General features: G+C 29.1%; 23 protein-coding genes. All 23 read left to right on the top strand.

Annotated elements, in window-relative coordinates; all coding sequences use genetic code 11:
* Positions 1-2 precede the first annotated feature (2 nt).
* The 23 genes from recN to RDK80_RS12685 all read left to right on the top strand — a co-directional run bounded on the left by recN (position 3) and on the right by RDK80_RS12685 (position 20,378).
* Complete coding sequence (gene recN / locus RDK80_RS12795) at positions 3-1,703, top strand: DNA repair protein RecN (RefSeq protein WP_308524484.1); 1,701 nt, start codon at positions 3-5, stop codon at positions 1,701-1,703.
* Positions 1,704-1,869: 166 nt separating this feature from the next.
* Positions 1,870-3,150 carry a SpoIVB peptidase gene (gene spoIVB, locus RDK80_RS12790; RefSeq protein ID WP_308524483.1) on the top strand — a complete coding sequence of 427 codons (1,281 nt, stop codon included), beginning with the start codon at positions 1,870-1,872 and terminating at the stop codon, positions 3,148-3,150.
* 108 nt (positions 3,151-3,258) lie between these two features.
* Complete coding sequence (gene spo0A / locus RDK80_RS12785; RefSeq protein WP_094900282.1) at positions 3,259-4,068, top strand: sporulation transcription factor Spo0A; 810 nt, start codon at positions 3,259-3,261, stop codon at positions 4,066-4,068.
* Positions 4,069-4,185: 117 nt separating this feature from the next.
* The gene (gene steA / locus RDK80_RS12780; protein WP_308524482.1) at positions 4,186-5,307 is read left to right on the top strand and encodes a putative cytokinetic ring protein SteA; all 1,122 of its coding nucleotides are present in this window, start codon (positions 4,186-4,188) and stop codon (positions 5,305-5,307) included.
* A gap of 11 nt (positions 5,308-5,318) precedes the next feature.
* The gene (locus RDK80_RS12775; RefSeq protein WP_308524481.1) at positions 5,319-6,188 is read left to right on the top strand and encodes a copper transporter; all 870 of its coding nucleotides are present in this window, start codon (positions 5,319-5,321) and stop codon (positions 6,186-6,188) included.
* Between the two features lie 16 nt (positions 6,189-6,204).
* Positions 6,205-6,897, top strand: a complete 693-nt coding sequence (locus tag RDK80_RS12770) for a glycosyltransferase family 2 protein (protein ID WP_308524480.1) — start codon at positions 6,205-6,207, stop codon at positions 6,895-6,897.
* 4 nt (positions 6,898-6,901) lie between these two features.
* A complete protein-coding gene (locus tag RDK80_RS12765) occupies positions 6,902-7,717 on the top strand; it encodes a phospho-N-acetylmuramoyl-pentapeptide-transferase (RefSeq protein WP_308524479.1) in 816 nt (271 codons plus the stop codon).
* 9 nt (positions 7,718-7,726) lie between these two features.
* Positions 7,727-8,797, top strand: a complete 1,071-nt coding sequence (locus RDK80_RS12760; protein ID WP_308524478.1) for a DUF3866 family protein — start codon at positions 7,727-7,729, stop codon at positions 8,795-8,797.
* 16 nt (positions 8,798-8,813) lie between these two features.
* Complete coding sequence (locus tag RDK80_RS12755; RefSeq protein ID WP_216555793.1) at positions 8,814-9,356, top strand: NUDIX hydrolase; 543 nt, start codon at positions 8,814-8,816, stop codon at positions 9,354-9,356.
* Positions 9,357-9,422: 66 nt separating this feature from the next.
* A complete protein-coding gene (gene spoIIM, locus RDK80_RS12750; RefSeq protein ID WP_308524477.1) occupies positions 9,423-10,046 on the top strand; it encodes a stage II sporulation protein M in 624 nt (207 codons plus the stop codon).
* Between the two features lie 35 nt (positions 10,047-10,081).
* Positions 10,082-10,972: a site-specific tyrosine recombinase XerD gene (xerD, locus tag RDK80_RS12745; RefSeq protein WP_308524476.1), complete on the top strand. Its 891-nt coding sequence runs from the start codon at positions 10,082-10,084 to the stop codon at positions 10,970-10,972.
* Between the two features lie 11 nt (positions 10,973-10,983).
* Positions 10,984-11,802 (top strand): purine-nucleoside phosphorylase, encoded by an 819-nt coding sequence (locus RDK80_RS12740; RefSeq protein WP_308524475.1) that lies wholly within the window; start codon positions 10,984-10,986, stop codon positions 11,800-11,802.
* 14 nt (positions 11,803-11,816) lie between these two features.
* Positions 11,817-13,127: a pyrimidine-nucleoside phosphorylase gene (locus RDK80_RS12735; RefSeq protein ID WP_308524474.1), complete on the top strand. Its 1,311-nt coding sequence runs from the start codon at positions 11,817-11,819 to the stop codon at positions 13,125-13,127.
* A gap of 95 nt (positions 13,128-13,222) precedes the next feature.
* Positions 13,223-14,383, top strand: coding sequence for a D-alanyl-D-alanine carboxypeptidase family protein (locus RDK80_RS12730; RefSeq protein ID WP_308524473.1), 1,161 nt, complete (start codon positions 13,223-13,225; stop codon positions 14,381-14,383).
* A gap of 92 nt (positions 14,384-14,475) precedes the next feature.
* Positions 14,476-15,063 carry a site-2 protease family protein gene (locus RDK80_RS12725; RefSeq protein ID WP_094900293.1) on the top strand — a complete coding sequence of 196 codons (588 nt, stop codon included), beginning with the start codon at positions 14,476-14,478 and terminating at the stop codon, positions 15,061-15,063.
* 11 nt (positions 15,064-15,074) lie between these two features.
* Entirely contained in the window at positions 15,075-15,821 is a 747-nt protein-coding gene (locus tag RDK80_RS12720) for a segregation/condensation protein A (protein WP_308524472.1), read from the top strand.
* 3 nt (positions 15,822-15,824) lie between these two features.
* A complete protein-coding gene (gene scpB, locus RDK80_RS12715; RefSeq protein ID WP_308524471.1) occupies positions 15,825-16,379 on the top strand; it encodes an SMC-Scp complex subunit ScpB in 555 nt (184 codons plus the stop codon).
* A 70-nt stretch (positions 16,380-16,449) separates the two neighbouring features.
* Entirely contained in the window at positions 16,450-17,022 is a 573-nt protein-coding gene (locus tag RDK80_RS12710; protein WP_308524470.1) for a DUF2953 domain-containing protein, read from the top strand.
* On the top strand, positions 16,976-17,407 hold the full coding sequence (gene ytfJ, locus RDK80_RS12705; protein ID WP_094900297.1) for a GerW family sporulation protein: 432 nt from the start codon (positions 16,976-16,978) through the stop codon (positions 17,405-17,407). The genes RDK80_RS12710 and ytfJ overlap by 47 nt, the downstream gene beginning before the upstream one ends.
* An 84-nt stretch (positions 17,408-17,491) precedes the next feature.
* The gene (locus tag RDK80_RS12700; protein WP_308524469.1) at positions 17,492-18,595 is read left to right on the top strand and encodes a D-alanyl-D-alanine carboxypeptidase family protein; all 1,104 of its coding nucleotides are present in this window, start codon (positions 17,492-17,494) and stop codon (positions 18,593-18,595) included.
* Positions 18,596-18,674: 79 nt separating this feature from the next.
* Complete coding sequence (locus RDK80_RS12695) at positions 18,675-19,382, top strand: pseudouridine synthase (protein WP_308524468.1); 708 nt, start codon at positions 18,675-18,677, stop codon at positions 19,380-19,382.
* Positions 19,383-19,399: 17 nt separating this feature from the next.
* Positions 19,400-19,807, top strand: a complete 408-nt coding sequence (locus RDK80_RS12690) for a GNAT family N-acetyltransferase (RefSeq protein WP_308524467.1) — start codon at positions 19,400-19,402, stop codon at positions 19,805-19,807.
* On the top strand, positions 19,794-20,378 hold the full coding sequence (locus RDK80_RS12685) for a class I SAM-dependent methyltransferase (RefSeq protein WP_308524466.1): 585 nt from the start codon (positions 19,794-19,796) through the stop codon (positions 20,376-20,378). The genes RDK80_RS12690 and RDK80_RS12685 overlap by 14 nt, the downstream gene beginning before the upstream one ends.
* Position 20,379: the final 1 nt, after the last annotated feature.

Genomic DNA, 20,379 nt, shown 5'->3' with positions numbered 1-20,379 from the left:
ACATGCTAGTTGAGTTAAGTATTAAAAATTTTGCAATTATTGAGGACTTGAAGGTAAATTTTACTAAGGGATTAAATATTATTACTGGGGAAACTGGATCTGGTAAATCTATATTAATAGAGGCTATTGGTATTATTTTAGGATCTAGATGTAATAGAGAATTTATACAATCTGGCCATGAAAAGGCTATACTAGAAGGGGTTTTTTATATAGAGAACCCATCTATTATAATGCCTATTTTAGAGGAATATTCTATAGATATGGATGATGATAATCTTATAATTATTTCTAGAGAAATTTACTTAAATAGTCCTAGTTTATCTAGGGTTAATGGAAGAAATATTACTTCCAGTATGCTTAAAAATATAACAACAAAATTAGTTGATATATTTGGACAGCATGAGCATCAGTCATTGTTAGATTCATCTAATCATGAAATTTTAGTAGATTCTTTTGGAGATTGTGATCTAATAGAATTAAAAGAAAAAATTAAAATGTATTATGACGAATGGACAAATGAGAAAAAAAAGATAAAAAAATTATCTATAGATAGTAGTGAAAGAGATAGAGAGATAGATATACTAAAATTTCAGCTTCAAGAAATTGATGATGCAAAACTTAATAATGATGATGAATTAAATATTGAAAATGAATATAGACGATTAACTAATATAAATGAAATATCTTGTTCTATTGAAGAATCATTGACTTATTTAAACAATGAAAGTTTCGGATCACCTGGAATATTAGATCTAATGAATAAAAGTATTTCGCTTATTGCTAATGTAAAAAAATTTGATGAAAAACTTGTAAATTTACATAAGCAGTTTGAAGGTATTAATTACGAATTGCAAGATTTATACAGAGAGTTAAGGAATTATTTAGATAATATAGAGGTGGATTTAGAAAGGCTAAATTTTTTAACTGATAGGATTAATCTTGTAAATAAATTAAAAAAGAAATATGGGAATACTATAGAAAAGATTTTAGATTTTAGAAATAAATCGGAAGAAAGATTAGATGAATTACTTAATTTTGAGAAAGAGTTTGAAGAAACAAATAAAAAGATATTAGAATTAGAAAAGAATCTTGAGATATACTCTGAAAAACTATCAGTTAAAAGAAAGAAGATTTCAAATATTTTAGAAGAAAATATAAAAAGAGAATTAGCTGCCTTAAATATGACGAAAGTTGATTTTAAGGTTGATTTTCAAAAAAAATCTCAATTTACTTCAGAAGGTAATGATAAGATAGAATTTCTTATATCCACAAACTTAGGTGAAGAATTGAAACCTTTATCTAAGATTGTATCTGGTGGAGAAATGTCAAGAATAATGTTAGCATTCAAGAGCATATTAGCATTTTTTGATCAGATACCTACTATGATATTTGATGAAATTGATACAGGAATCTCTGGAAGAACAGCTCAAATTGTGGGTGAAAAAATACATAATATTTCAAGAAATCATCAAGTTTTGTGTATTTCTCATTTGCCACAAATTGCAGCTTTAGCAGATAGTCATTTTGTTATAAATAAAGTGGTATTAGAAGATAAAACCAATACTGTAATCTCCAAATTGTCGGATAAGGATCGTATTGAAGAAATGGCAAGACTATTAGGAGGTGTTGATTTAACTGATACAACCCTTAGACATGCTTCGGAAATGATTGATATGTCTAGAAAAATTAAAGAAAGAGCGTAAGTGTTTTGACTTCATGTCAAAACACTTTTTTATTGGTAAAACTTAAATCAGTTGTCATTTAAAAATTTTTTAATAGAGAATAATTAATTTAAAAAAAGGCTAAATTATATATGAAATTGAAAATAGGAGGTGAGTTTGACAAAGCCAGTTAGGAGAGTGATAATGTTTGGGTAAATTAAAATTTAGCCGTAAAATTATAGTTTCTATTTTAATATTAGTTGTATTAGGTTTAAATATACAGACCAACAAAATTTTATTTTATCCTTCAAGTATCAATATTGTTAAAGGAGAAAATAAGAATCTAGATATATCATTTCCTTTTTTCTTGGATATTAGCCAAGAAAAAGAGAATGTAGTAGAGGCCAGTTATAGCGAAGCTGAAAGTATTAGGTTTAAAAAATCTTATCAATTAAATGGAATAGATGCAGGAGAAGCAGAGTTACAGCTAAAACTCTTAGGATTTATTCCTGTTAAAAATTATAATGTAAATGTCATCAATAGACCTGAGTTGGTTCCAGGTGGAAATGCTATTGGTGTTAGATTAAATACCAAAGGTGTTTTAGTTGTAGCTGTGACAGATGTTATTGATATTAAGGGACATAGATCTAGCCCAGCTAAGGAGGCAGGTTTAAAAGTAGGAGACAGTATTATTGAAATAAACGGTACAAAAGTGCAAGATGCTGAACATGTGGTTAGTATTTTAAATAATATTAAAAACTCAAATGTGAAAATAGTAGTACAAAGAAATAAAGTAGAATTTGTTACTGAGGCTAAACCTCTACAGAGCATACAAGATAATTGCTATAGGCTTGGTATTTGGGTAAGAGATAAGACCTCTGGAATTGGAACCTTAACCTACTATAATAAAGATACCAATGAATTTGGGGCTTTAGGTCATGGGATTGTTGATATGGATACAGGAGGACTGCTATCAGTAGAAAAAGGTAAAATAATGAATGCCAAAATATCAAAGATAGAGCAAGGAAAGAAAGGTACTCCTGGGGAAATCAGAGGTGTATTCTATGAAACAAATAATCTACTTGGAGATATAAGTATTAATAGTGCATATGGTATATATGGAACTATTAATCAAAACAATATAAAACCTATACAGAACAAACCTATACCAATTGGATTTAAAGAGGAAGTAAAAGAAGGAAAAGCGCATATTTTAACTACTATTGAAGATAATAAGGTAGAAAAGTTTGAAATTGAAATAATAAAGGTACAACCACAACTGAAAACAGATCAAAAAAGTATGATAATAAAAATCACAGATCAAAAACTTTTAGAAAAAACTGGTGGGATAGTACAGGGGATGAGTGGTAGTCCTATAATTCAAAATGACAAATTAGTTGGCGCTATCACTCATGTTTTTGTAAATGATCCTACTAAAGGTTATGGTATATATATTGAGTGGATGTTAGAACAGATAAATAAGCCCTAGGGGCTTATTTTTTTCAAAAAATTTATAAAAAAAGAAGGAGTTTTAATACATTTGTCGAATTAATATATATGTATTATAATAAATTATACAAAAACAGGGGGATTAAGAATGAAAAAAACAAAAGTTATGATTGCAGATGATAATAGAGAATTTAGTGAAATATTAACTCGATTTATATCATCTTATGAAGAGTTTCAAGTTGTTGGGGTGGCTAAAGATGGCATTGAAGCATTAGAGGTTATAGATAGAGAGAAACCAGATGTTTTAATTTTAGATATTATTATGCCCCATTTAGACGGATTAGAGGTATTGGAAAGGCTAAATAGTTTTGGAGATAGTAATTTTCCTAAGGTAATAGTACTATCAGCTGTTGGGCAAGATAAAATTACTCAAAGAGCTATTGAACTTGGAGCTCATTACTATGTTGTCAAACCATTTGATTTCCAAGTTTTTATGAAAAGATTAAGACAAATAGCTGGCATGGAAGAAAGTATAATTAGGGTTAAAGAGAGCTCAGAAGTATTTTCATCAAATAGACCTGTTTTTGCAGAAAAGAATTTAGAAGCCCAAATAACTAGAATTATTCATGAAATTGGAATTCCAGCTCATATTAAAGGTTATTTATATTTAAGAGAGGCTATAGCTATGGTTATTGAAGATATGGATTTTTTAGGTGCAATAACTAAAGAGTTATATCCCACCATAGCAGCTAGATTTAACACAACTCCATCTAGAGTGGAAAGAGCAATTAGGCATGCAATTGAAGTAGCCTGGACAAGAGGAAAGATAGATACTATAAATAGATTGTTTGGATATACTATAAGTAATAATAAAGGGAAACCAACGAACAGTGAATTTATAGCACTTATTGCTGATAAATTGAGGCTAGAACAAAATGAATTAATGGCAAGTTTTTGATAAAACATCCTCCTAATTATTTAGGGGGTGTTTTTAAGAGTATCGGCTACAAATCTTTTATGATATAATATATTTTATTTTGTCAATAATAGTTATATATATTTTATGGAGGTTATTATGTACATAAAAGGAATTGTGAAAAGGGATAGAAAAACTAAAAATTTAGTTAATAGACTAGAATACAAAGATATTGCTATTATCTCTCATAGAGATTTAGATGAAATAGCCGCAAATTCTTTAGCAGATAAAAAAGTTTCTTGTATAATAAATACAGAAAAAACAATAAGTGGAAAGTATCCTAATCGAGGACCGGCTATTTTAATGGAAAAAAATATACCTATTTTTGAAGTAGAAGATATTGAAATCTTTGATTTAATTAAAGAAGGTGATGAAATTGAAATTAATGATAATGATATAGTATTCATGGGAAAGAAAATCGGAAAATGTACTTATATTGATCATAGTATGATTGAAGAATTGACAAAATTGGGTTATGATAATATTGAAAGTGAATTAGATTCTTTTATCGAAAATACATTGGAATATGCAAAGAGAGAAAAGGGACTAGTTACTGGAAATATAGAAATTCCGAAGATAAATACAAATATAGGAGAAAGACATGCTCTTGTTGTTGTAAGAGGGATAGATTATAAAAGAGATCTAATAACTATTAAATCATATATCAATGAAGTAAAGCCTATACTAATAGGAGTAGATGGTGGCGGGGATGCTTTATTGGAGTTTGGATTTATACCAGATATAATAATTGGAGATATGGATAGTGTATCTGATGATTGCTTATTAATGGCCAAGGATGTTATAGTACATGCATATACTGATGGAAGGGCTCCAGGATTAGAAAGAGTTAAAAGTCTTGGAATAGAACCTAAGTTATTTATAGCGCCTGGTACTAGTGAGGATATTGCTCTTTTGTTGGCTTATGAGAATAATGCAGATTTAATTGTAGCTGTTGGAACCCATACAAATATGATTGATTTCCTAGAAAAGGGAAGAAAAGGAATGTCCAGTACATTTCTTGTAAGATTGAAGGTAGGAGGCAAATTAGTAGATGCTAGAGGCGTAAATAAACTTTATAGCTCTACATTTAAAACTAAATATCTAGTGTTAATCTTGATAGCTGCTCTTATTCCAATATTTATTTTGATTCTTATTAATCCTATAACTAAATCATTTTTAACATTATTAAAAATTAGGCTTAGATTATTATTTGGCCTTTAAGGAGTGATAGTGTGTTACCCAGTATGAGATTTTATATAATTTCTATTGTTTCTATTTTTGTGGCTCTGGGCATAGGAATATTTATTGGCTTTACCATGGATACTCAAGAATTTGTTATTGAACAACAAGAAATTATTAATGAAATAATAGAATCACAATTTGAAACTTTAATTAATGAAAATAAGGAACTTAAAGCTAATGTAAATACATTAGAATCAGAGAATGAATATAAAGATGAATATATAAATCTAAGTTATGAATCTATTATAAAAGGAAAATTAGAAGGACTTAAGGTAGGAATAATTGAAACTAGTGAAGACTATGTCACATCAGGAATAGGTAGAGATTTGGAGATGGCAGGGGCTAAAGTAATAAACGTTACCACTTTAAATAATAATATAATAGATAAGGAAAAATTAAGTAATTTATATAAAAGATTAAATATAAACGTATCTAAAAATCCTGCAGAAACTACTATTACGACTATAACTGAGTCTATAATATCTGGTGTATCATCTCCAATGTTTGAGGATCTAGAGAAGGAAGGTTTTATTGAAACTATAGGTAATTATGAGGAAGATATTGACTATTTGATTATTTGTGGAGGAAGTCATGATGATAACTCTAAAAGAATTAATCAAGTTGATAGGATTATTGTTGGAATAGCTAAGAAATATAATATACCTATAATAGGTGTGGAGAAGTCGAATGTTAATTATTCTTATATGTCAGGATATAAGGACTTAGATATTTCGACTGTTGACAATGTTGATATGACCATAGGCAAGGTTGCTATGATATTAGCTATGGAGGGTATAGGAGGACATTATGGTATTAAGAATACTGCAGACGGTGTAATTCCTTACTTTAATAAAGAATGATTTTAGGAGAGATAGTATGGAAAAAAAGGGAAGACTTGTATGTGTAGTTCCAGTTTATAATGAGGCAGATCTAATAGTGGATACTGTAGAAGGACTAAAAAAGGTAGAATTGATTGATGAAATTGTTGTAGTAAATGATGGTTCAAAGGATAATACATTAGATGTGGTTAAAACACTGAATATATCTATTATTGATCTAGATAAAAATTATGGTAAAGGCCATGCAATGAAAAAGGCAATAGATACTTTAGAATATGACTATATTACATTTATTGATGGTGATTTAGGTGAAACTAGTATACAAGTAGAGAGTCTTATATTACCAGTTATTAATGGAGAAGCTGATGTGTCTATTGCCAAATTTCCTAAAAGAAGTGATATGACTCATACTAAGGGTGGATTTGGGGGAGTGAGAGCATTAGCTAAAAAAGGAGTCTATTTCTTTACTAAGAAAGAAATAGATACCTCTTTATCTGGTCAGAGAGTATATAAAAAAGAAGTTATAGATAAAATAGACTATATACCTGATAGATATGGTATAGAAGTCGCCATGACCATTCAGACAATCAATAATGGATTTTCAATAATAGAAATACCAGTTACTATGAATCATAGATACAGTCAAAGAAATTTAAAGGGATTTATACACAGAGGAAAACAGTTCAGAGATATTTTAAAAACATTTATAACTATGTATTTTAGAAGGTGAGTTTATGAATTACTATTATATAATTAGCTTGATATTATCTTTTCTTTTAACTTATGTTGCATTGCCGAAGGTTATGGCTATGTTATTGAGGTCTAATATTGTATGTGAAAATTTTAAATCTGATTTAATACCTACATCTATGGGTATAGTATTTGTTTTTATTCAAGTGATTACTTTAGGTACTCTAGAAATATTGTTTGACTTTAATAATAATTTTAATTTAGTATATCTTGTGGGATTTATTTTTATAGGCTTACTAGGTTTATTTGATGATTTAACTGGAGAAAAGAAAATAAAAGGATTGAGAGGACATATAAAGGCTTTTTTTAAAGGTACTCTTACAACGGGAGCTATAAAAGCATTTCTTGGTTTTTTTATTTCATTAGTTGTTAGTTCATATATTTCTAATTCATTAAAGGATTTTATTATTAATTCCTTATTAATTGGTCTATTTACTAACTTTGTAAATCTTTTTGATCTGAGACCTGGTAGGGCAGCTAAGTTGTTTGTTGCTATTTCTTTAGTATTTATAATAACTAATTTTACTAAAGATAATAATTATATTTTATTTTCTTTTTTGGGAATACTTATTCCATATATAATTTTAGATTTAAAGTCTAAGGTGATGATGGGAGATGTTGGTTCCAATACTTTGGGATTTACCTTAGGTATATATGCTGCAACAAGTTTAAACCCTATGGTTAAATATACGATTTTAACATTATTGATAATTTTTCATATTATAGCTGAGAAGGTTTCCTTTTCTAAGATAATTGATAATAATAAGTTTTTAAGATTTCTAGATAACATTGGAAGGTAGTGAGATAGTTTGATTAGTTATAAAAATGGAATTGTAATATCTATAATTAGCGAAAATGAACATTTAGCTATAATTAGTGTTAATGTTGAAGATTATACTTATAATGCTGTAAATTACAAGGATTTTACTGGTGATGTTAAAGTAGGAGATGAAGTTGTACTAAATACTACTGCTGTTGATTTATCATTAGGAACAGGTGGACATCATTTTGTTATGTATAATTATAGAAATAAATCTATGGAGCTTAAGGGACCTGGACATATTATGAAACTGAGATATACTCCATATCAGATGAAATGCTTAGCTGTAGAAGAAGAGGCTAGTCCTCATCATGATTTATTTAATGAATTTAAATCACTAGATAATCATATATTTGTTGTAGCAACTTTACATAGCATGATTGCTCCAATTATGGCTATGATTAAATATCTTAATAAAGAAGCAAAAATTAATTATATTATGACAGATGGAGGCGCATTACCTTTACATTTTAGTAATACAGTGGTTGAATTAAAAAATAAAAAAATTTTAGATAACACTATCACTATAGGACATGCATTTGGAGGTGACTTAGAATGCATTAATATATATACAGGGTTAATTGCTGCTAAGGAAATACTTAAAGGTGATGTTACTATAATATCTATGGGACCAGGGATTGTAGGTAGTGGAACAAAATATGGTTTTACTGGTATGGAGCAAGGATATATAATTGATGCCATAAATAACCTTGGAGGATTAGCAATTTCTGTACCAAGAATTAGTTTCAAAGATAAAAGGGAAAGACATTGTGGTATAAGTCATCATACAATTACTACATTGTCTCAAATTACGAATACTAAATCTAATTTGATTTTACCTTATTTAGAAAAAGATAAGAAAAATTATATTATGAGGCAGATAGAAGAGTCAGGAATTGAGAAAAAGCATAATATTATATTTGAGGATGGAGAACAAATTATTAAGGCAATGAATGAATTCAATTTAAAAACAACTTCTATGGGTAGAACCATAGAAGATGATATAGATTATTTTACTAGTTTAGGTGCTGTAGGAAAATATATAGCAAACTTATTTTAAGAAAGGAGGATATTAAATGGTATTTGAAGAAAAAACCATGAAATCTGATAAGTTATATGAAGGAAAATTACTTAATTTAAGAGTAGATACAGTAGAAATACCTGATAAAAAGTATTCTAAAAGAGAGATAGTTGAACATCCAGGAGGAGTAGCAGTCATACCTGTGACTGATGATAATTCAATTATATTAGTTAAACAATATAGAAAAGCTGTTGAAAGGTTTTTACTAGAAGTTCCAGCAGGTAAATTGGAATTAAATGAGGAGCCAAGAGAAACAGCCGTAAGAGAGTTAAAAGAAGAAACAGGATATGAAGCTAAAAAACTAGAATATTTATTAGAGTTCTATACTTCTCCAGGGTTTTCTAATGAAAAAATATATTTGTTTTTAGCTACTGATTTAGTCGAGGGAGAACCTACTCCCGATGTTGGAGAGTTTATTGAAACTGTGAAATATAATATTGAAGACCTCATTAAAATGGTTGAAAGAGGCGAAATCACTGATAGCAAAACTATTATAGGTATAAATTTTGCAAAAAAATATATAGACAAAAAACAATAAGTGATAATATCCTCCTTTTTAGCATAATATTTCTATAAGGCTTGTATACAAAAGGGGGAAAATATATTGATATCTACAAGAACTAGAAATTTAAGTAAAAGACATTTTCAAAATAATTTTATTGTATATTTTATACTAGTTATTTTCTTTGTGATTGGCATAATTATTGGTGCAATACTTATAAATAGATTAAGTGCTGAAGAAAAGTTGAAAATTGCCAATTATTTTAGTTGGATTTTTAAGTATATTGGAGAAAAGAACTATAAATCCATAGATATATTTAAATTATCTTTATTTTCCAATGTGAAGATAGTGTTAGTTATTTGGATTATAGGGCTTATTGGATTAGGTATATTAATTATACCTATAATTCTTTGCTGTAAGGGTGTAGCAATTGGATTTACCGTTGGATTTTTAGTAAAGGAATTTGGAATAAAAGGTTTTATGTTTGCGTTATCAGGGCTTTTGCCCCATTATTTGATAATTATTCCTGGATTCTTGGCTATAGGATCAGTGGGATTATCTTATTCTATGTATAGAGTAAAAAGTAAGCGAAACAGAATATACTCTAAGGATATAGCAGATTATTCAATTTTAATTTTATTATTTTTTATAATTGTTATAGTTGGATCTTTTGTAGAAGGATTCATTACACCTTATTTTTTAAATTTAATTAGATTTAGTTTATAATATTTTTAAAATCGTTATTACAAAGGAGAAGTAAGATGTCGGACAGGATTATGGTAGATTATTTAGAATATATTAAAAACGAAAAAAAACTAAGAAATAATACATTAGAGGCATATATTAGAGATGTCTTGCAGTTTAAAGAGTATTTATCAGAGCATGATATTGATGAGTATAAAGAAACAAATAAAACTATTATAATTACATATTTAATGAACTTGCAGAAAAATGGAAAAGCGACTTCAACCATATCTAGAAACTTAGCTTCCATTAGATGTTTTTTTCAATATCTATTAAATAACAATATGATTGATGAAGATCCTACATTAAATTTAAAGTCTCCAAAATCAGAAAAAAAGATACCATCTATTTTGACTACAGAAGAAGTTAATCTTTTACTATCACAGCCAAAATCAAGTAACTTCAAAGGAGCTAGAGATAAGGCTATGCTTGAACTGTTATATGCAGCAGGACTTAGGGTATCAGAAATAATATCTCTTAATATTAATGATATAGATTTAGAACTAGGTTTAATCAGTGTTAAGGAGAATGATAATAATCAGAGAGTTATACCTATTGGAACTTTAGCACTAGATGCATTGACTCATTACATAGCTACATATAGACCAGAAGATCCTGAGAGTGGAAATGAGCCTCTTTTTATAAATTATAGTGGAAGCAGACTTACAAGACAAGGATTCTGGAAAATAATTAAGCATTATACAAAGAAATCTAATATAGATAAGATTATAACTCCTCATACTTTGAGGCATTCATTTGCTGTTCATTTAATAGAAAATGGTGCAGATATTAAGACGGTGCAGGAAATGTTAGGACATTCTGATGTATCTACTACTCATATATATTCATTTGCATCAGATGATAAAGAATTAAGAGAAGTATATAGAAAATCACATCCAAGAGCTTAGGGGGAAAAAAGATGGATTATATGAAAAAAATTAAAGAAGCTGTTGATTTTATAATTTCACAAACTACCTATTTACCTAAAATAGGTTTAGTATTGGGGTCAGGATTAGGAAGTTTAGCAGATAAAATTGAAAATCCTACTATAATAAAATATGAAGATATACCTGGATTTCCAAGATCAACTGTAGAAGGACATGCTGGTCAATTAGTTATAGGAGAATTATCTGGAAAAACTGTTGTTGCAATGCAAGGTAGGTTTCATTTCTATGAAGGTTATCCTTTAAGGGATGTTACATTTCCTATTAGAGTGATGATAGGAATAGGTATAGAAAGTCTAATAGTAACTAATGCTGCTGGAGGAGTTAATACTGATTTTACTCCTGGAGATTTAATGATTATTCGTGACCATATAAACTTTACGGGGCAAAACCCTTTAATTGGTGAGAATTTAAGTCAATTAGGACCTAGATTTGTTGATATGTCAAAACCTTATAATATAGAATATATTAGCTTGGCTCAAAAAATAGGTAAAAAATTAGGACTAGATCTTAAAGAAGGAGTATATATGTGGTTTACTGGACCTACATATGAAACACCAGCAGAAGTAAAATTAGCTAGAATTTTAGGTGCTGATGCTGTTGGTATGTCTACAGTCCCAGAAGTAATAGTTGCTAATCATCAAGGAATAAAGGTCCTAGGCATATCATGTATAACTAATATGGCATCAGGTATTTTAGATCAGCCTTTAAATCATGAAGAAGTTGTGGAGACATCTATGAAAGTAAAAGATAATTTTGAAAAGTTGTTAATTGATATAATTTACAATATATAATTGGAGTGATATCTATGAGAATGTATGATATTATCAAGAAAAAGAGGGATGGATATTCTCTTACAACAGAAGAAATAAATTATTTTGTAGAAAATTATACTAATGGAAATATTCCAGACTATCAGGCTTCGGCTTTGCTAATGGCTATTTATTTTAATAAAATGAATAAAAGAGAAACTTTAGATTTAACTAAAGCTATGATTAACTCAGGAGATACTTTTGATCTATCTAGTATAAATGGAATAAAGGTTGATAAACATTCAACTGGCGGGGTAGGGGATAGTGTTACTTTAATTTTAGGTCCTATGGTTGCGGCTTGCGGAGTCCCCTTCGTTAAGATGTCTGGCAGGGGATTGGGTCATACAGGGGGCACTCTGGATAAATTAGAATCGATCAAAGGTTTTAAAGTTGCTTTAAGCAATGAAGAATTTGTGAGAAATACTAATGATATAAATATTTCTATTTGTAGCCAAACGGGAAATATTACACCCGCAGATAAAAAACTTTATGCTTTAAGAGATGTTACAGCTACTGTTGAAAATCTATCACTGATTGCAGGGAGCATTATGAGCAAGAAACTTGCCATTGCATCAGATGCAATAATTTTAGATGTGAAGGTTGGATCAGGAGCTTTTATGAAAAATATAGATGATGCTATTGGTTTGGCTGAAGAAATGGTTACCATTGGAAACTCATATGGTAGAAAAACAATTGCCGTAGTCACAAATATGGATGAACCCTTGGGAAAAGCTGTTGGAAATGCTTTAGAGGTAAGGGAAGCCATTGAGACTTTGAGAGGCCAAGGGCCAGATGATTTATTTGAATTATGTTTAGTTCTAGGTTCTAAACTACTAGTTCTTGCTAAAAAGGTAAAGGATGAGGTAGAGGGACGAGCACTGCTAATAGATACTATAGATTCAGGAAGAGCATATGAAAAGCTGATTGAATTAGTGGAGCATCAAAATGGAGATATTTCATATGTAAAAAATCCAGATTTATTACCTAAGGCTAAATATATTTTAGAGGTAAAGAGTCTTAAGGAAGGATATGTCAAAGCTATTAATGCTGAAGAAGTAGGAAAAACTGCATTAGCATTAGGTGCAGGTAGAGAAACTATAGAATCTCAATTAGACTTAGGAGTTGGAATTTTATTAAATAAAAAGGTAGATGATAAGGTTCAAAAGGGTGAAGTATTAGCTTATATTCATGCAAATGATTTAGAGAAGGCTAAAGAAGTTGAAGAAAAATTATTAGACATATTTATCTTAGGTGATAAAAATATAGAAAAGAAAAAGTTAATATATAAAGAGATAGGTCATATTTAAAATTATAACCAATTATTGTAAATTATTAATACTCAGTATAACTAAGGAATTTTGTGGATAATATAAAAGCAAATATATGAAATGGAGGTAATAGGTTGAGAAGAAGACTTGTATCCATTATATTATTGCTTTTAATATTAATCGTTTCTATTCCATTAGGAGTATATGCTGATATGGATTTAAATGTGAATGCCAAATCTGCATTGCTAATGGATGTTAATACAGGAGCTATAATTTACAAGTTAAATGAAAATGATAGATTAGCTCCTGCTAGCATAACTAAGGTAATGACTTTACTATTAGGAATGGAAGCAATAGATTCAGGTAGAATTAAATTAACTGACAAAGTAATGGTCAGTGAACATGCTTCCAAAATGGGAGGATCTACAGTTTTTCTGGAAGCAGGAGAAGCTCAAACTGTAGAAGATTTGTTTAGAGCTATTGCTATTAGGTCTGCTAATGACGCTTCTGTTGCATTAGCAGAGCATATTGCAGGTTCAGAAGATATTTTTATAAAGATGATGAATGAAAAAGCTAAATCATTAGGTATGGAAAATACTAAGTTTTATAATTGCAGTGGATTACCTAATGAAAATCACTATGTTTCTGCCTATGATGTAGCATTGATGTCTAAAGAACTATTAAAATACGATAGAGTTCATGAGTGGTTAACTACCTATATGACTGATATGCAAGTAGGTAAAACTAAATCTAGCACACAGACTATGGTAAACACCAACAGATTGATTAAAGAATATGAGGGTGCTAATGGAATTAAAACAGGTTCAACTAATGAGGCAGGGTTTTGTTTATCTGCATCAGCTAAACGAGGGAATTTACAATTAATAGCAGTAATTATGGGAGCGAACAATTCTAAGCTAAGATTTGATGAAGCTAAAAGAATGTTAGATTACGGTTTTGCAAATTATGATTCCATCTCTATAGGAAAGAAGGGAGATATCATTGCTACGTTGCCTGTAGAGAAAGGGAAGGCTCAAGAGGTAGAACTGATGCTTGCTAAAGATTCTTATATATTATTACCAAAGGGAGAGAAAGGTAATATTAGCAAAGAACTTGTTTTACCAGATATGATTGATGCGCCAATATTATCTGGGGATGAATTTGGTGAACTGGTAGTTAGTATAGATGGTAAAGAAGTTGATAAAATTAAACTAGTTTCTAAAACGAATATAGATAAGGCTAATTTATTCAATATGCTAAATAGAACCATAAAGAGTTATTTAAGAGGAAGATAAAATTAGAATAAAGATTTCTTTATAACCTCGACTTTAATAGGTCGAGGTTGTATAATGTTATAGTATAGGTTATTAGAAAGAAGGTTATAAAGATGGATATTATTTATAATTTACCAGGGCTTTTTACGGCTATTATATTTCATGAGTTAGCTCATGGTTTCACAGCATACTTGTTAGGTGATAATACAGCAAAAGATTCAGGAAGGTTGACCTTAAATCCTTTTAAACATATGGATTTGACAGGATTTCTTTTCTTACTCATATTTAAATTTGGTTGGGCCAAGCCTGTTCCAATAAATCCATTTAATTTTAAAAATAGAAAAAGAGATACTATTTTAGTATCTTTAGCCGGACCATTATCAAATTTTATAATTGCTATTATTATCGGATTCCTTTTATCTTTGAATATAATAACTAATTCTATACTTTTTAAAATTTTATTTATAACTTTATGGTATAATATCATGCTAGGAGTATTTAATTTACTTCCTTTTCCACCCTTAGACGGCTCTAAGATTATTGCATCTTTACTTCCCAAGAAGTTAGAATACTATTTCTATAAATATGAGAAGTATCTGTATGTAATTCTTATTATTCTTATAGCTACTAATACTGTAGACCGAATAATGGGCCCTATCATAGATGCTGCACTGAATATTTTAATTTTAATAATAGGATAGGAGTATTATAAATGGACTATAAGATAACAATAGATGCATTTGAAGGACCTATGGATTTGTTGCTGCATCTCATTGATAAGGCAGAAATAGACATATATGATATACCAATTAATCTCATAGCTGAACAATTTATTGAATATATTGCGCAAATGGAAGAATTAAATTTAGATGTAGCTAGTGATTTTTTAGTGATGGCTGCTACATTATTAGAGATTAAATCTAAATTACTTCTTCCAAGTAGAAACAACTCTATGGATACTCAGCTAGAAATGGAAGAAGTAGACCCTAGAGCAGAGCTTGTTAGAAGATTAGTTGAGTATAAGAAGTATAAAAATGTAGTGGAAGATTTACGATCATTAGAGATTATTCAGTCCCAAGTTTATTATAAACCTAAAGAGGATTTATCAGATTTTGAAGATGAAAAATTTGAACTGGAAGGATTAAATATAGATTTATTACTAAAATCTCTTAATAATATTATAAAGAAAAGAAATAAAGAAAATTTAAGTTTGGATATTAATGAAATACAAAGAGACGAATACACATTAGAAGAATGTATAAAGGATATAAAACAAAAGCTTGATGCAGTTAATATTTTAAGATTTAGCTCTTTAATTCAGAAAGACAGCACTAAAAAAGAAATTATAACATATTTTTTGTCAATTTTAGAATTGATTAGAATGAAATATATATATGCAAATCAAGGAGAAGATTTTTCTGATTTAATTATTAATAGAAGATTAGAAGAGGAGCAGTAATTTATGGATATTAGAGAACTTAAATCTATAATTGAGTCATTATTATTTACTTGGGGGGATCCTCTAGAGATTAAGGATATAGCATCCATTGTGGAGGTAGATGAGGAAGAATTATCTAAGATTATACAGGAAATGATAGATGAATTTGATTATAATATGCGTGGAATTAGAATAATAAAAGTAAATGATACCTATCAGTTTGGAACAAGACCGGAAAATTTTGAATGGATTAAGAAATTGTCAAGTCCTAAAATAGCAAAGAATTTATCAAATGCTGCGTTAGAAACGCTATCCATTATTGCCTATAGACAGCCTATTATTAAATCAGATATAGAGGCAATAAGAGGTGTAAAATGTGATAAGGCAATAGAAACATTAGTTGAAAGAGGATTAATCACAGAACTCGGACGTTTGGATAAGGTAGGTAGGCCGATACTATATGGAACTACTGATGTTTTTTTAAGATGCTTTGGATTAGAAAATTTGGAAAGCCTGCCACCTTTAAAAGATATTATTGATGATATAGATAACATGGATAACATGAAGATAGATGAATAATACTAAATTTAGTATTATTTTTCTTTTTTTTGGAAATATATAGATAATGATTCCAAAAGGAAGTGATGTCATGTTTTATTTTTTTATTTTTTTGTTATTTATATTTTCAATCTTATTTTTAATACCATTTAAATTTATGATTTATTATGAATTCACTAATCAGTCTAAATATAAAATAATCATTACATATTTATTTGGTCTTATAAAAAAAGAAGTAGATTCTACAAGTAAGGATATTGAGCAAAATAAAAATGGTGAAGATAATAGCTCAAAAGTAAATTCCATTGATTTTATTCGGTATATTATTGATAAAGGAGATATTAGAAAACTATATTTTAGAATTAATATTGGATTCAAAGATCCTAGTTTATTGGGTATAGCAGTAGGTATTATTTGGGCTATAGTCAATAGTATATTTGCATATTTTATTAATTCCTATGATATAGATGATATTGGTGATAGGGATATACAAGTAATTCCAATATTTGATGATGATATCTTTCAATTATTTTTTTTATGTATAATTAAAGTAAATTTGGTTTATATTATTACTGCGTACATTAGGAGTTTAAAGATTAAAAAAGGTGGTGATAGTATTGCCGGAACATCCAATAGAAGGATTAATGAAAACTACAATGAATAGCTTAAAAGAGATGGTAGATGTAAATACTATTGTAGGTGATGCTGTACATGCGGCAGATGGATCTGTAATAATACCAGTGTCTAAGATATCTTTTGGATTTGCATCAGGAGGTAGTGAATTTAATAGAGATAAAGATAGAAGAGACACTTTAACAGAAGAAAAATTTCCATTTGGTGGAGGAAGTGGAGCAGGTGTATCTGTTTCACCAGTAGGTTTTATTGTAGTAGGTAATGAACAAATAAAATTATTGACGGTAGATGAAGGTAACAGTGCCTTAACAAATTTATTTGGATTTGTTGAAAAAATGGCGGATAATCTACAGCAATCCTTTGCTAGCAAAAACAATAATACTCAAGCAAATACGAATTATAATGAGATGCAGTAGAATTTTATAAATTGTTTGTGTACTAGGAGCAGGATAGATATCTTGCTTCTTTTAAATTACACTATTACAGGGGAGGTTTGCTTAATGAAAATATATAGATATATAAGTTTAATACTGATAATTATTTTAAGCTCTAGTATTATTGCTCATGGTGAAAATTTAGGCTTAAGTGCAGAATCTTATATTTTAATAGATGGCAATACAGGGAGAGTACTTTATGAAAGAGATGCCCATAGAAAAATGCCAATGGCAAGTACCACAAAAATAATGACAGCACTAGTTGCATTGGAAGAAGGTAGTATTGAGGATAAAGTAACTATTAAAAAGGAATGTGTAGGTGTTGAGGGTTCTAGTATATATTTAAGAGATGAAGAAATTATTACTTTGAAGGATATGCTTTATGGCCTAATGTTAAGATCAGGCAATGATGCTGCAGAAGCTATTGCCTTGCACATTGGAGGAAGCATAGAGAACTTCGTCTCTTTAATGAATAAGAAAGCTCAATCAATAGGTGCATTAAATACAAATTTTGCTAATCCACACGGCTTACATAATGATCTACATTATTCCACTGCTTATGATCTAGCTTTAATAACAAAGGCAGCATTTTCTTATGATGAATTTGCAAATATTGTAAAATCTAAATCTTATATTGCCGATAGAGAGGAAAATAATTATTTTTATAATAAGAATAAAACTCTATGGCAATATGAAGGTGGAGATGGGGTAAAGACAGGATATACAACTAGATCTGGTAGATGCTTAGTCTCATCGGCAAGTAAAAATGGGATGCGTCTCATAGCAGTATCTCTTAGAGCTGGAGACTGGTTTAATGATAATTATAAGTTACTAGATTATGGATTTAATAACTATAAACAATCTTTTATATATGACAAGGGTCAGTTTGTGAAAAAAATAAACGTAACTAAAGGGAACAAAGAACATGTTAATTTAGTTGCTGAAGAAAGCTTTTTTTATCCATTAAAAGAAGGGGAAAGGGAAAAAATAAAAATTAGTATAGATGTACCTAGTGATATTGAAGCGCCTATAGAAAAAGGAGATAAAATAGGATATATTAATACATATCTTGACGGTCAGCTAATAAATAAAGGCAACTTAATAGCTAAAGCTTCAATAAAAAAGACTAATGCTTTCGAGAGATTTTTTAACAAGATTAGGTTTAAATAGAATATATATACAATATGAATTTACTTTCTAATAAAAAAAAGGTAATATAGTAATACAAGATGGTGAAAGGGGCTTTAAAATGAGACTACAAAAATATATTGCATTATGTGGTGTAACTTCAAGAAGAAAAGCAGAAGAGCTAATATTAGAAGGTAAAGTAAAAGTAAATAATAAAATAATAGAAGAATTAGGCACTACTATAGATCCAAATAAAGATATAGTCAAAGTTAATGATAAGCGTATCCAAATGGAAGGAAGAAAGGTTTATATCATGTTAAATAAGCCTATAGGATTCGTAACAACTTTGAAAGATGAGAAGGATAGAAAAATAGTAACAGATTTAATTGAGGGAGTAAAAGAAAGAATTTATCCTGTAGGAAGATTGGATGCTGATACTACTGGTCTATTAATTTTAACTAACGATGGAGATTTAGCATATAAGCTTACTCATCCAAGTAAAGAAATATTAAAAAGATATATTGCCATTGTAGAGGGTGTACCAAATAAATGGGAATTAGAGAAGTTTAGGCGTGGACTTATAATAGATGGACGCCCTACGGCTGAAGCTTATATTAAGATAGCTAAGAGATATGAAAATGAGTCTATTCTAGATATCTCTATACATGAGGGAAGGAATAGACAAGTAAAAAAAATGTGTGAGGCAATAAATCATCCTGTTAAAAAATTGAAGAGGATTTCCATAGGTGAATTAGAAATTGGAGGTTTAGATATAGGCAATTGGAGATATTTAGAGAGTGATGAAATAGAATATTTGAAAAAACTGTAATAGTAATGGAGGAAAATATGTTATTGTTACGAGAATATACCATAGATGAAATTGATAAAATTATAAGCATTTTAAAAAAGGAAGGTATTGAGAATTTAGATTTAGATGGGATTGTATATGTAGTCTTAGATGATAATGATCTAGTTGGTGTAGGAAAGGTGAAGCCAAGAGGTGAAACGTGGACATTAGAATATTTGATAATTAGAGAGGATAAAAGAAACCAAAACTTAGGTGACGCTCTCCTCAGGGCAATACTTAACAAGCTTTTCAATCAAGATGTTAAAAATGTCTACTATAGAACAAACAATACTTATTTAATCAAAAAAGGATTTATTTTAGTTGATAATAGTCGGTTAGAATTAAATATACCTGAATTTTTCAAAAAAGGTTGCGATGGTTGTGGAGGACATAATGAATTACAATGAAATAGTAAATACTCTTAAGATATCTAGGGATATAATTTATGAATATGTAAAAGAGGGACAAACTGTAGTTGATTGCACTGTAGGAAATGGAAACGATACAGTATTATTAGCAAGACAAGTGGGTTTAACAGGAAAAGTTTATGGATTCGATATACAAAAAGAAGCTTTGGAAGCAACACTTAAAAATTTGACTTGTGAAAATCTAGACAATAGGGTAAGATTAATAAAGGATGGTCATGAGAATATTGATTTATATATTGAGGAAAAAATAGATTTTATTATTTATAATTTAGGGTATTTACCTAAGGGGAATAAGAATATTAAAACTAATAAAAACACAACTTCAGTATCTTTAAAAAAATCACTTGATTTATTAAATGATAATGGTATAATCCTTATCACTTGTTACATAGGCCATGAGGGTGGAATTGAAGAAAAAGATGCAGTAGAAGAGCTTTTAAAGGGATTGGATCAAAAAAAATATAATGTAATAAAATATGATTTTATAAATCAAAAAAATTTCCCACCTATTTTATATGGGGTGGAGAAATCTAAAACTAGGAGGGAGTAAA

It is taken from the genome of uncultured Tissierella sp., assembly GCF_902479755.1.
GTDB classification, from domain to species: domain Bacteria; phylum Bacillota; class Clostridia; order Tissierellales; family Tissierellaceae; genus Tissierella; species Tissierella carlieri.
This window is presented reverse-complemented; position numbering and strand designations above follow the sequence as displayed.

Coding starts and splice junctions, on each gene's coding strand:
- recN (WP_308524484.1), top strand. CDS start 3: ATGCTAGTTGAGTTAAGTATTAAAAATTTTGCAATTATTGAGGACTTG.
- spo0A (WP_094900282.1), top strand. CDS start 3,259: ATGAAAAAAACAAAAGTTATGATTGCAGATGATAATAGAGAATTTAGT.
- steA (WP_308524482.1), top strand. CDS start 4,186: ATGTACATAAAAGGAATTGTGAAAAGGGATAGAAAAACTAAAAATTTA.
- RDK80_RS12770 (WP_308524480.1), top strand. CDS start 6,205: ATGGAAAAAAAGGGAAGACTTGTATGTGTAGTTCCAGTTTATAATGAG.
- RDK80_RS12765 (WP_308524479.1), top strand. CDS start 6,902: ATGAATTACTATTATATAATTAGCTTGATATTATCTTTTCTTTTAACT.
- RDK80_RS12755 (WP_216555793.1), top strand. CDS start 8,814: ATGGTATTTGAAGAAAAAACCATGAAATCTGATAAGTTATATGAAGGA.
- xerD (WP_308524476.1), top strand. CDS start 10,082: ATGTCGGACAGGATTATGGTAGATTATTTAGAATATATTAAAAACGAA.
- RDK80_RS12740 (WP_308524475.1), top strand. CDS start 10,984: ATGGATTATATGAAAAAAATTAAAGAAGCTGTTGATTTTATAATTTCA.
- RDK80_RS12735 (WP_308524474.1), top strand. CDS start 11,817: ATGAGAATGTATGATATTATCAAGAAAAAGAGGGATGGATATTCTCTT.
- RDK80_RS12725 (WP_094900293.1), top strand. CDS start 14,476: ATGGATATTATTTATAATTTACCAGGGCTTTTTACGGCTATTATATTT.
- RDK80_RS12720 (WP_308524472.1), top strand. CDS start 15,075: ATGGACTATAAGATAACAATAGATGCATTTGAAGGACCTATGGATTTG.
- scpB (WP_308524471.1), top strand. CDS start 15,825: ATGGATATTAGAGAACTTAAATCTATAATTGAGTCATTATTATTTACT.
- RDK80_RS12710 (WP_308524470.1), top strand. CDS start 16,450: ATGTTTTATTTTTTTATTTTTTTGTTATTTATATTTTCAATCTTATTT.
- RDK80_RS12700 (WP_308524469.1), top strand. CDS start 17,492: ATGAAAATATATAGATATATAAGTTTAATACTGATAATTATTTTAAGC.
- RDK80_RS12695 (WP_308524468.1), top strand. CDS start 18,675: ATGAGACTACAAAAATATATTGCATTATGTGGTGTAACTTCAAGAAGA.
- RDK80_RS12690 (WP_308524467.1), top strand. CDS start 19,400: ATGTTATTGTTACGAGAATATACCATAGATGAAATTGATAAAATTATA.
- RDK80_RS12685 (WP_308524466.1), top strand. CDS start 19,794: ATGAATTACAATGAAATAGTAAATACTCTTAAGATATCTAGGGATATA.